Below are 11,867 nucleotides of genomic sequence, written 5' to 3'. Positions count from 1 at the left end.
ATATTGCTTAGAATTATATTTCAACCCCTATTAAATGTCAATTAACAGGAATCGGACGTGAAATCAATGCACCACGGCGGGCCCGTCCTCAGTTTGCGCGGCGGCTTCGAGGTCGGCCAGCGACTCCACGTATTCGTCGAGCCTGCGCGCGACGTCGGCGCGGCGCGTCATTTCCATGATCTCGTTTTTCACTTGCGCGGCGTCCGGCAGTCCCTTGAGGTACCAGGCCAGATGCTTGCGCATCTCGCGTACCGCTTGCCCCTCGCCCTTGAGGTTGATCAGGCGGTCCATGTGAAGCATGGCGATGCGCATCTTCTCTGCAGGATCCGGGTCCGGGAGCTTCTCTCCCGTGGTCAGATAATGGACCGTCCGGTACAGCATCCACGGATTGCCCAGCGCGCCGCGGCCGATCATGACCCCGTCCACGCCAGTATGCGCGAGCATGCGCTCCGCGTCTTCAGGTGAGAACACGTCACCGTTCCCGATGACCGGAATGGAAACGGCCTCTTTGACGTCCTTTATGATATCCCAGTTCGCTACACCGGTATACAATTGTTCCCTGGTGCGTCCGTGCACGCTGACGGCCGCGCCCCCGGCGCGCTCGACGGCCCGGGCGTTTTCGACCGCGTAAATATGTTCGTCGTCCCAGCCGATCCGCATCTTGACGGTCACCGGCTTCTCCGCGGCGTCGACCGCATACGAGACCATCTCGTAAATCTTGGCCGGATCGAGCAGCCATCTGGCGCCCGCGTCGCACTTCGTGACTTTTGGCACGGGGCAGCCCATATTGATGTCGATAATGTCGGCGTTCGTGTTCTTGTCGACGAACTTGACCGCCTCGACGAGCGACTCCCGGTCGCCGCCGAAAATCTGCAGGCTGAGCGGCTTCTCCCGCTCGTCGACGAACAGCATCTCGAGCGTCCGCTGGTTGCCGTGCAGGATCGCCTTGTCGCTGACCATCTCCGCGCACACGAGGCCGCAGCCGAACTCCTTCGCGATCAGCCGAAATGCCGGGTTGCAAACCCCCCGCCATCGGCGCCAGCACTACGTTGTTATTCATCTCCACATTGCCGATCTTCAGCATGTGATGTCCCTCCTAGAGGCCGCGCGGCTCCAATCCCGAAGCCAGACGGCGAATGCCTTCCCCCCTCAAGCGTATCCGGCCCGAGCTGCGCTTCCCAAGGGAAAGCCTCGCCGGGCGCCCACACGTCCCGCAGCGGCGCAAGCACGAACGCCCGCTCCCCCCATGCGGGGGTGCGGGAGCGTCAGCTCGTCCGTCTCGAACGTCTCGTCCTCGTACGACAGCAGGTCCAGATCGATGACGCGCGGTCCCCAGCGGAACTCGCGGACCCGGCCCATCTCAAGCTCCAGCGCCAGAAGCGCGCGGAGCAGTTCGAGCGGCGGCAAGCTCGTAAGCAGCGCCGCCGCCATATTCAAAAAGTTCGGCTGGTCCGTATAGCCGACCGGATCGGTCTCGTACACGCCGGATACGCGCGCCACCCGCATGCCGGGCGTCTCGTCCAATCGGCGCAGCGCCTCCGCCAGAGACCGCTCCCGATCGCCCAGATTGGCGCCGAGCGCCACATAAGCCAGCTTCATCCTCGCTCAGTCCTTCTTGTCCCTGCGGGCGGCATTCCCCCCCGCTTCGGTCATCTGGCGCGCGTAAGCTCCACCGTGACGCCGTCGAACGTAATGTCGAAGGGCGGATTCGGCTTCGTCACGCCTACCGTGACTTCATGGATTATAGTATACGTACCGAGTACCGCCGTTGCAATGCTCGCGGCCAGCTTCTCGATGAGCTTTACGGGCGGGCCTTCCACGATCTGCTTGACGAGGGCGTGGACCTCCGCGTAATTCACCGTATCGGCGACGTCGTCGCTCTCTGCCGCGCGGCTCAAATCGAGCTTTATGTCCAGATCCACGTAGTACTTCTGGCCGAGCTTGTTCTCCTCGGGGTACACGCCGTGATATCCGAAAAAAAACCATGCGTTTCAGCTTCATCGTATCCATTCGTTCGTCGCTCCTTCAGGATCGTACGTCTTCGTGCCTGGCTTGGCGATACACGATCGCGTCAGTCATCGCCGCTACCCGCTTCATGGCGCGAACGTCATGGACGCGAACGATCTGGCAGCCCTGCGCGATGCCGAGCGCCGTCGTCGCGCCCGTTCCCTCGACCACGTCGTCGGCCGGAAGATCGAGGGTGCGCCGGATGAACGTCTTGCGCGACGTCGCCAGCAACACCGGGTAACCAAGCGCGTTCAGCTCGCCGAGGCATCCCATTAGCGCCAGGTTCTCCTCGTAATCCTTGGCGAAGCCGATGCCCGGATCCAGCCAGATGCGATCGTCCGCAATGCCGGCCGCCCGCGCCAGCGCCACGCTCTCTCGCAGGTCTGCCAGCACGTCGGGCACGAATTCGCGGTAATCCCGCTGCTTGCGGTTATGCATGAGGATAATCGGCGCGCCGGCGCGGGCCGCCACCTGCCCCATGCGAGGATCGTGCTTGAGCCCCCAGATATCGTTTAAAAGGTGCGCGCCGGCCCGAAGCGCGAGCTCGGCCGTCTCCGGCCTGTACGTGTCGACGCTGATCGGCAGCGGAACTGCCCTGCGGACCGCCTCGATAACCGGCAGTACGCGGCGCTGCTCCTCTTCGGCCGTCACGGGCTCGTGCCCGGGACGCGTGGACTCGCCGCCGATGTCGATCAGGTCGGCGCCCTCTTCCGCCATCTCGACCGCGCGCCGAACCGCCGTCTCGACCGAATCGAACCGGCCGCCGTCGGAGAACGAATCGGGCGTCACGTTCAGAATGCCCATGATGAGCGTCCGTTCGCCGAGCGAGAGTTCAAGACCGTCCGCGAACCGGTAGCGTCTATGGTAAACGACAGGATTCATGCTTCATCGCCTTTCTCCGCGGCTGCCCTGTAAGCGTCCATCAGCCTGCGGGTCCACGGACCCGGGACGCGCGCCGCATCCGCCGCGGCGCGATTCGAGGCGAGGCCGCCCGTGCCGCGTGCAAGCTGCCCGTCCGGCTCCTGCAGCGCGAGGACCGGGACGATCTCCTGGATCGAATTGGTTACGAAGCATTCGTCCGCACCCAGCAAGTCGTCCCAGGCATACCTGCTCTCCTGACAAGCGAGCCCCGCTCGGCGCGCCTGCTCCAGCACGTAGGCCCGGGTCACGCCGGCCAAAGGCCCCGTGTCGAGAGACGGCGTGTGCAGCACTCCGTCACGCACCCAGAACACGTTGCTGACCAGGCCTTCCACGATCTCGTCCCGCTCGTTCAGGAACAGCCCTTCGACGCTCGCCGAAGCGCCGCCGGCCTGAAGCTCCCGCTTTGCCGCGATATTGTTCATATAGTGGAACGACTTGAGCCGCAGCTCGCCTCCCTCCGGACGCGTCCGCCGCAGTCGCAGCAGCCGCAGCGTCTTGCCCGGCCGCGTCGCCGGATCGTCCGCCGTGAGCGGCTTGGCGTAGACGATCTCGCGCGGCGCTTCGTATTCGCCCGGGGGGAAGGCCGACTTCGCCGCTGCCTGCGGACACCGACCAGCGGATATAAGCGTCGCCAAGGCCGTTCGCCTCGAGGAGCCGCGCCACGCCGTCCGCCATCGCTTCCGGATCGGGCCGATAAGCGATGCCCAGCGCCGCGCAGCCCTCGGCTAACCGCTCCGCATGCCTGCGCAGGCAGCCATGGCCGACCGCCGTACGTGCGGAACGTCTCGAACAGGCCCATCCCATACAGGAAGCCGTGATCGTAGACTGAGATCACGGCTTCCCGGCTATCCGTCAATTGTCCGTCGAGCAGCAGCTTCATTGCCGCAAGCCCGACTTGTAATTCAGAAAATTCTGCAGCAGCGTGCGTCCATGGTCCGTCATGATCGACTCGGGGTGGAACTGCACGCCCTCGACGACGTATTCCTTGTGGCGCAGCGCCATAATCTCGCCGTCCGTCTCCGCGCTGATCTCCAGACAGTCGGGCAGCGTATCGCGCTTCACGATGAGCGAGTGGTAGCGCGTCGCCGTGAACGGCGAAGGCACGCCCTCGAAAATCGTGCGGCCGTCGTGCGACATCTCGCTCGTCTTGCCGTGCATGAGCTGCGGCGCGCGCACGACGTCGCCCCCCGAAGGCTTGTCCGATCGACTGATGCCCGAGGCAGACGCCGAAGATCGGAATCTCCCCCCTTGAAGCGATCGATCAGCGACAGGCTGATGCCCGCCTCGTTCGGCGTGCACGGTCCCGGCGAGATCAGGATGTGGTCGGGCTTAAGCGCCGCGATGCCGTCCAGATCGATCTCGTCGTTGCGCTTCACGACGATGTCCTGACCGAGCTCGCCTAAGTACTGCACCAGGTTATAAGTAAACGAATCGTAATTGTCGATGACCAGAATCATGTTATGCCCAGTCCCCCCTTCGCATCGGCTGCCGTCCCGTCCGGACTGAGCCGCTCCCCGTACTGTACGGCCTTCCAGAGCGCCTTGGCCTTGTTCAGGCATTCGTAGAACTCCCGCTCGGGATCGGAATCGATGACGATGCCGGCGCCGGCCTGAATATGGCAGAGGCCGTCCTTCGCCACCATCGTACGGATAACTATATTAAATTCCATATTTCCCGCGTAGTCAATCCATCCGATCGAGCCGGTATAAGCGCCTCTGCGCACGGGTTCGAGCTCCTCGATGATCTCCATCGTGCGGATCTTGGGCGCGCCGGTGATCGTGCCGCCGGGAAACGAAGCCGCCAGCACGTCGAGGCTGTCCTTGCCCGGCGCGATCCGCCCTTCGACCTGCGACACGAGGTGCATCACGTGCGAATAACGCTCGATCGTGAGCAGCTCCGGCACGTGCACGGAGCCGTAGGCGGAGACGCGTCCCAGATCGTTGCGCGCCAGATCGACGAGCATAATGTGCTCCGCGCGCTCCTTCACGCTCGAGAGCAGCTCGTCCGCCATCGCGGCATCCTCCTCCGGCGTGCGCCCGCGCCTGCGCGTGCCGGCGATGGGCCGCATGCCGACGCGTTCGCCCTGACGCTTCACCAGCAGCTCCGGCGACGCCGACACGAGGCTGAAGCCGGGCAGCCGCAGCAAGCCCATATAAGGCGAAGGATTGATCAAACGAAGCCACTCGTAGAGCGCTTCGGGAGTCGCCATCACGGGCATCGTCTGCCGGAGGGACAGGTTCACCTGGAAAACGTCGCCCTGACCGATATACTGCTGGATGCGGCGAACCGCGTCCTCGAACGCTTCTTTGGAAAAGGAGGTGCGCAGCCCTCGCGCGAACGCTTCGACGTCAAGCGCCAGCCCCTCCTCGGCCAGCAGCGCGCGCGCAGCCGCCAGCGCCGATGCGGCCTCGGGCGCCGCGGCCCTCGCCACGATCCGGTCCCAATCCGCCTTCATCCGCGCCGCATGCGCGCGGGCCGCGTCGTAAGCGGACGCGATCGCCGCCTCGCTCCTCGCATCGCCCGGGTCCATATGAACGGCGAGGTACAATTCGCCCGCCTCGTGATCGACGATCCACAGCTCGTCGATCAGCAGAAACGCGTAATCCGGCAGGCCCAGCTCGTCCGCCGCCGTCTCCGGCAGCCGCTCCAGCGAGCGGGCGACGTCGTAGCTCCAATAGCCGACGGCGCCGCCCGCGAACATCGGCAGGCCCGTGTCCGAAGGCGCGCGGAAGCCGTCCATCGCCCCGCGCACGACCGAGATCGGAGCGCCGCGCAGCCGCTCCGCGTCCCCGCCCGCACCCGCGCCGCCGCAGCGCCTAAGCTCGGCTTCCTCGCCGCTTCCGACCAGCACCGCGCTTGGCCGGAGGCCGAGGAACGTATAGCGGCCGCCTTTGCCGCTTTCCAGCACGAAGGCTTCCTCGCCCGCCGCCTCCCACGCGCCGCGCCAGAGCGGGACGCGATCTTCGCCCGGGGCCAAAGCATGCTGTTCTATATAAGGCAGACGGTTGTATCCTTCGCCACCCTCGCCTGCATCCGTCCGTTCGCCCAACCACTTCCGCCATTGCTCCAACGATATCCGCGCTTCCAACTCCGCATATCCCCCCTCGGAAGCTTTCTCGCCGGCAGCCGAACCGCGCCGCTTCCTATTATCTTCCCTAAAGTATACAAACAATCGCATGTCGAGGATAGACCGGCCGCGCTTGCGAGCGAGAAACTTTAACAACCTCCGAATCGTCTCTAAATATGGGTATTGAAGGATGCAGCATGAATAAGGAGATGAGGATGGCATGATCATGAAAAATAAAGTCCGGATGTCCGCGCTCGCCCTGCTGCTGGCGGCGGGTACCGTCGCGGCTCCCGGCGGTTCCCCGGCGCAGGCGGCGGCAGCCCCCAAGCCCATCAAACTGGTCGTCAACGGCAACGAGATCGCGGCCGGCGCCGCGGCGCCCTACCTCGACGCGAGCGGCAGCGTCTATATCCCGCTGCGCATGGTCTCGCAGCTGCTCAAGTCTTACGTCGACTGGGACGGCGCCAAGAAGCTCGTCTCCGTCTATGCGCCCAACCGTACCGTGAAGCTGACGCTCGGCAGCAAGACGGCGCAGGTGAACGACAAGTCCGTCGCACTCAACGCAGCGGCCGTTATGAAGAACAATACCGTGTACGTGCCCGTCCGCTTCGTCGCGCAGTCGCTCGGCGCAAACGTGAAGTGGCAAGGCTACACGGTAACGATCGACGACGGCGATCCGTATGCCGTCGGCTATGCGATTACGTTGACACCGTCCATGTTCTGGCTCGACAGGAAGACAGGCGACCTGTACCAGTCCGATCCGTCCAACAGTCCGGCCGTGAAGACCGGCAAGCTCGATTTTAAGCAACAGGAGTTCTTGCGCCTATCCGTGGACAAGCTCGGTACAGGCGGCTATGTGGTGACGGCGTCCGATATTTACGGCGAACCCCACATCAACGTCAACTACACGACCGCCTACGTGAAGAACAAGAAGCTCGTCGACCAGGCCGCGGTCCATTACTGGCAGCGCATGACGGCGAACGTCACCAGCTTGGGCAACCAAGCGGTACTGACGGACGGAAAAAAGCTGCGCATCCTTAAAGCGGACGGCACTGCGAATAAGGAATACGATCTGCAGAAGCTGGGCGGACTGGACGAGATCTACGGCGTGGAGGGCATCGGCGCGAACTATCTGCTCATCCGGCCCAACACGACCGGCTTGCTGATGCTGGTCGACCCCGAGACGGGGAAAAAGAAAGCGCTATACGAGCTGCTCGACCCCGCGGATCAGGAATACGCCAAGCTCAACGACGTTCCTTATCATGGCGACACGTTCATTGTTGGCGGCGAGCACGACGGCGTCATCGACCTCATCTACACCAGCGTTAAGGATGGCAAACAGCAGACCCTTGCGGTTAAAATTAAAGACTGGCTATAAAAAAAGCCGTACACCGGTTGCCAGTTACGCTCGAATGCCCCGCCCCGGCGGGGCTTGTTACTTTTCAAACGATAACGGGTATGTGTCGGCAGAAGGATTCGAAGGAGCGCAGGCCTCATGAACGAGCGGGAAGACAGTCCGGCAAAAAAGGCCCGTCGTCGCCTTGACGGGCGCAAGCGGCTACATCGGCCGCAATCTGCTTCAACGGTTGGCGCCTTTCGCGGACGTGATCGCGCTGTCCCGTGGAGGCGGGAAAGGGCGGGAGCCCGAACCGCATACGAGCTGGCGGGCTTGCGATTTGTTTTCTTTGATCGATGCGGAGAAGGGATTGGCAGGCGCGGACTTCGCGATATACTTGGTCCACTCCATGCTGCCGTCGGCCAAGCTGACGCAAGCACGGTTCGAGGACATGGACGTGCTGCTCGCCGACCACTTCGCCAGAGCCGCCAGCAAAAACGGCGTGCGCCAGATCGTCTACCTGAGCGGCATCATCCCTCCTGATGTGCCGCCCCGCGAGCTGTCCCGCCATCTTCGCAGCCGGTTGGAGGTGGAAAAGGTGCTCGCTTCGTACGGCGTGCCGGTGACGACGCTGAGGGCCGGCCTGATCGTCGGTCCGGAAGGATCTTCTTTTCCCATCCTCCTGAAGCTGGTGCGACGCCTGCCCTTCATGATCCTGCCGCGGTGGACGCGAACCCGCACGCATGCGATCGCCTTGCCCGAAGTGCTGGACGCCCTGACGGCCGCGATCGGACGGACCGACCTGTACCGACGCGCGATCGATATCGGCGGGCCCGACGTGTTGACCTACAAGCAGATGCTCCGCCAGACGGCGGAGGCGCTGGGGAAAAAACGACTATTTATCCCGTTCCCCGCCTTCTCCGTTTATTTATCCCGCCTGTGGCTGGCGCTCGTCACGGGAACGCCAAAAGAAATGGCCTACCCCTTGATCGAGAGCCTGATTCACCCGATGGTGGCAAGAAAAGAAGGGAGCGCGAGCGGAATCGGCGAAGGCGCGATCACGTTCCGTCAAGCGGCGGAAGACGCGATACGAGAAGAGGGCGAACGAAAGCGTAGCCGAAACGGGGCTGGAAGCGCGCAAAAGCGAAAATCGGAAAAAAACGCGCGCGACGCCGTGTCGGACGTCCGCTCCGTGCAGCGCGTCAGGCTGCCCGCGGGGATGGATGCGCATGCAGCCTCGAAGTCTTATCTCCACTGGTTGAATCGCGCGGCCGGTCCGCTGATCCGGGTAGCGCACGATAAGAAGGATATTTATCGGATTCGTGTCGCCGGTCGCAAAGCGCCTCTGCTCGAGCTCACGTACTCCGAAGAGCGCAGCTCGCCGACCCGGGCGTTGTATTATATTACAGGCGGCTCCTTTTCAAGCCGAAAAGAGACGCATCGCGGTCGACTCGAGTTTCTGCAAGTGCCGGACTCCGACGAGTGCATCATCGCCATTCACGACTACTTGCCGGCGCTGCCCTGGTTTCTCTACAAGTACACGCAGGCCAAGATTCATTTGTGGGTCATGCATGCGTTCAGGCGTTATTTGAGGAAACGAATTCGGTAGGCGCTCCGCTCCGGTTCGCTTTGGCTACCGAATGAGAATGCGAATGCCGTCGTTCGCGCCTATACTACGGTGAATCAACGCCGGTGCAGACGGTGCCGGCCAAAGGGGGACGACGCCATGGCAGAACGGGCGGTGCTCGCCTACTTCAACACCCCGGACCAAGCCAGACAGGCGCCGGAGGGGCTGAAGTCCTTTCGCCTGATCGAGCATGCAATCGACCGGTTCGACGGGTATCCGGGCGCCGGCATGGAGCATCTCGACCAGCTGGGCAACACGATCGCCGAGACGTTCCGCGGACTCGGATTCATCACGCTTGGCGGAGACTTTGACAATCCCGATGCCGCCGTGCCGGCCGCAGCCAGCGTCAGCGCCAGCGGGATGAGCTCGGGTGGGCCCGACAACCGGGTGACGGGACGCGATATCTGCTGACGGCCATCGTCGAAGAAGACGACTACGACCGGGCGGTCGCCATTTGCCAGGATGCGGGAGCCATATAAGCATCGGGCAAATAACGATGTCCGACATCGCTATTCCGTCGCATTCACGCATCGGGCAAATAACGATGTCCGACATCGCTATCCCGTCGCACTTCACGCATCCCCGGCCAAATAACGATGTCGCACATCGCTATCCCGTCGCATTCACGCATCTCCGGCCAAATAACAATGTCGCACATCGCTATCCCGTCGCATTCACGCATCTCCGGCCAAATAACGATGTCTCACATCGCTATTCCGTCGCACATCGCTATCCGCCGCCTACATTCATATCCCGTTCCCGCCGCCGACCTGAAAACGCCAAAATCCGGCCGCCCCAAAAGGACGGCCGGATCGTCGGCCAACTCTATTAGTTGTCGAAGTTGAACAGCGGCGTGCTCAGGTAGCGTTCGCCGTTGGACGGAACGACCGCGACGACGCGCTTGCCGGCGCCCAGCTCCTTCGCCACTTGCAGCGCCGCGAAGATCGCCGCGCCGGAGGAGATGCCGCACAGGATGCCTTCCTTCTTGGCGGCGGTGCGCGCCCATTCGAACGCGTCTTCGTTCTCGACGGCGATGATCTGGTCGTAGATCTCGCGGTCCAGAATCTCCGGCACGAAGTTCGCGCCGATGCCCTGGATCTTGTGCGGGCCGGCCTTGCCGCTCGACAGCAGCGGAGACGCCGCAGGCTCGACGGCGACGACCTTGATGCCCGGGAAGTTGTCCTTCAGCACCTTGCCGGCGCCGGAGATCGTGCCGCCCGTGCCGATGCCCGCCACGAACGCGTCCAGCTTGCCGTCGAGCGAGTTGATCGCTTCGACGATCTCGGGACCCGTCGTCTCGAGGTGGATCTTCAGGTTCGCCTTGTTCTTGAACTGATCGGCGAGGAAGTAGTCCGGGTTCTCCTTGAGAAGCTCTTCCGCCTTCTTGACGGCGCCGTTCATGCCTTCGGATCCGGGGGTCAGCACCAGCTCGGCGCCATAGGCGCGAAGCAGGTTGCGGCGCTCGAGGCTCATCGTCTCGGGCATGACGATGACCGCGCGGTAGCCCTTAGCCGCAGCGACGAGCGCCAGGCCGATGCCGGTGTTGCCGCTGGTCGCTTCGACGATCGTGCCGCCCGGCTTCAGCTTGCCTTCTTTTTCGGCTTCTTCGACGATGCTGATGGCGATCCGATCCTTGACGCTGGCGCCCGGGTTCTGATATTCGACCTTGACGTAAACCTCCGCGCTGCCTTCGGGTACGATGCGGTTCAGACGGACGAGCGGCGTATCCCCGATCAGGTCCGTGATATTCTGCACGATTTTTGCCATGGCGAATGATTCCTCCTTGGATAATGGCGGACGGCCTCGTCCATTCCCGTATTTCCGACAATTTCAGTCGGCTTTTATCTTTTCCCATCTTATCAACGTTAGGTGGCAATGTCAATAGAAGGATAAATCCGCATGGCTAATCGTATGGCTAGTGCTAATCGTATGGCTAATGGCTAATATTGAAGCGCTCCATCCAGTGCCTTGGCTCCGTACTTGTCCAGCAGCGACTGCTCGACCTCCGACAGCGGCGGCGCCACCGACAGCGCGTATTGGCGCTTCGCCTCTTCCCGCTCCGCCTGCGCGTCCCGCTCGCCAGTTCCTCGCCGGCCCGCCATGAGCACGACCTCGTAGCCTGCGTCCGTGCGGATCGGTCCCGCCGCCTCTCCAATCTCCAGCTTCGCCGCCGCTGCCAGCAGCTCGGGCGCGACGAACGGATCTTCGGACTCGACCCAGCCCAGATTGCCGCCCTCCGCGGCCGTATCCGCGTCCAACGAGTTCGCGGCCGCCAGCTCCGCGAAGTCCTCGCCTTGCCGAAGCAGGTCCAGCAGATGCTCGGCGTCCTTCTGCCGCTCCACGACGATATGGGAGAGCTTCAGCTCCTCCTTCGGCGCGAATTCTTCGGGATGATCGTTCATATACTGGTCCGCGTCCGCTTCCGTCGCCGCTACGCCGCGGATCGCGAGCGCTTCAAGCTGCAATTTATAAAGAATATCTTCCCGCACGTCCTCTCGCGACATGCCGAGCTGCTGCAGTCGGGCATCATAGAAGGCTTCCAGACTCTCGTAGCCTTCGCTCGCCTTGCGAAGCTCCCGGTCCACCGCATCCTCCGTTATCGAGATGCCCGCGGCTTGCGCTTCCTTCTGGACGGCCACCCGAAGCATCATCGTCCGCAACGTCTGCTCTCCGTACGAACCCAGCAGGGCGTCCAGCAGCTGTCTGCGCGTGATGCGCGTCTCCCCTACGATCGCCACGGTGTCGCCCGCTCCTCCCGGAGCTCCCGTCATCGAACCCGATGGGATCGGCTCGGTGCCGGGCGGCTCCGCCGTATGCGCCGGCTTGGCCGTACATCCCGCTTCGGGCAGCCAGCGCCCAAGACAGGGCAAGCAGAACGATCGGCTTCCCCAGCCGCTTCGTCTGCCACA

Annotated in this window: 8 protein-coding genes and 5 pseudogenes; 3 read left to right on the top strand and 10 right to left on the bottom strand. The window is 63.0% G+C overall.

Annotated features, from left to right (window positions below; all coding sequences use genetic code 11):
• Positions 1 to 63: 63 nt before the first annotated feature.
• The 8 genes and pseudogenes from dusB to OMP40_RS05990 form a co-directional block, all read right to left on the bottom strand.
• Positions 64 to 1,084, bottom strand: a pseudogene (gene dusB / locus OMP40_RS06025) (tRNA dihydrouridine synthase DusB).
• Positions 1,053 to 1,599, bottom strand: a pseudogene (gene folK / locus OMP40_RS06020) (2-amino-4-hydroxy-6-hydroxymethyldihydropteridine diphosphokinase). The pseudogenes dusB and folK overlap by 32 nt, the downstream one beginning before the upstream one ends.
• Before the next feature lie 50 nt (positions 1,600 to 1,649).
• Positions 1,650 to 2,010, bottom strand: a pseudogene (folB, locus tag OMP40_RS06015) (dihydroneopterin aldolase).
• 15 nt (positions 2,011 to 2,025) lie between these two features.
• On the bottom strand, positions 2,026 to 2,889 hold the full coding sequence (gene folP / locus OMP40_RS06010) for a dihydropteroate synthase (RefSeq protein ID WP_277529999.1): 864 nt from the start codon (positions 2,887 to 2,889) through the stop codon (positions 2,026 to 2,028).
• Positions 2,886 to 3,563, bottom strand: a complete 678-nt coding sequence (locus OMP40_RS06005; RefSeq protein ID WP_277529998.1) for an aminotransferase class IV — start codon at positions 3,561 to 3,563, stop codon at positions 2,886 to 2,888. The genes folP and OMP40_RS06005 overlap by 4 nt, the downstream gene beginning before the upstream one ends.
• A gap of 1 nt (position 3,564) precedes the next feature.
• Positions 3,565 to 3,732 (bottom strand): annotated as a pseudogene (locus OMP40_RS06000) (hypothetical protein); the annotation flags it as partial.
• Positions 3,733 to 3,804: 72 nt separating this feature from the next.
• Positions 3,805 to 4,385, bottom strand: a pseudogene (pabA, locus tag OMP40_RS05995) (aminodeoxychorismate/anthranilate synthase component II).
• Complete coding sequence (locus OMP40_RS05990; protein WP_277529997.1) at positions 4,382 to 5,998, bottom strand: anthranilate synthase component I family protein; 1,617 nt, start codon at positions 5,996 to 5,998, stop codon at positions 4,382 to 4,384. The pseudogene pabA and the gene OMP40_RS05990 overlap by 4 nt, the downstream one beginning before the upstream one ends.
• Before the next feature lie 223 nt (positions 5,999 to 6,221).
• Here OMP40_RS05990 and OMP40_RS05985 point away from each other — a divergent pair, with 223 nt between their 5' ends.
• The 3 genes from OMP40_RS05985 (at position 6,222) to OMP40_RS05975 (ending at position 9,369) form a co-directional block, all read left to right on the top strand.
• Entirely contained in the window at positions 6,222 to 7,373 is a 1,152-nt protein-coding gene (locus tag OMP40_RS05985; RefSeq protein ID WP_277529996.1) for a copper amine oxidase N-terminal domain-containing protein, read from the top strand.
• Positions 7,374 to 7,536: 163 nt separating this feature from the next.
• Positions 7,537 to 8,940: an NAD-dependent epimerase/dehydratase family protein gene (locus OMP40_RS05980; protein ID WP_277529994.1), complete on the top strand. Its 1,404-nt coding sequence runs from the start codon at positions 7,537 to 7,539 to the stop codon at positions 8,938 to 8,940.
• A gap of 117 nt (positions 8,941 to 9,057) precedes the next feature.
• Positions 9,058 to 9,369 carry a hypothetical protein gene (locus OMP40_RS05975; RefSeq protein ID WP_277529992.1) on the top strand — a complete coding sequence of 104 codons (312 nt, stop codon included), beginning with the start codon at positions 9,058 to 9,060 and terminating at the stop codon, positions 9,367 to 9,369.
• A gap of 417 nt (positions 9,370 to 9,786) precedes the next feature.
• On the opposite strand, the gene cysK is transcribed toward OMP40_RS05975, so the two are convergent.
• Entirely contained in the window at positions 9,787 to 10,725 is a 939-nt protein-coding gene (gene cysK / locus OMP40_RS05970) for a cysteine synthase A (protein WP_277529990.1), read from the bottom strand.
• A gap of 173 nt (positions 10,726 to 10,898) precedes the next feature.
• On the bottom strand, positions 10,899 to 11,828 hold the full coding sequence (locus OMP40_RS05965; protein WP_277529989.1) for a peptidylprolyl isomerase: 930 nt from the start codon (positions 11,826 to 11,828) through the stop codon (positions 10,899 to 10,901).
• Positions 11,829 to 11,867 lie beyond the last annotated feature (39 nt).

It is taken from the genome of Cohnella rhizosphaerae (assembly GCF_029525575.1).
GTDB lineage: Bacteria > Bacillota > Bacilli > Paenibacillales > Paenibacillaceae > Cohnella > Cohnella rhizosphaerae.
Note: the sequence above shows the minus strand (reverse complement) of the source record. Positions and strands in the feature narration are given on the sequence as shown.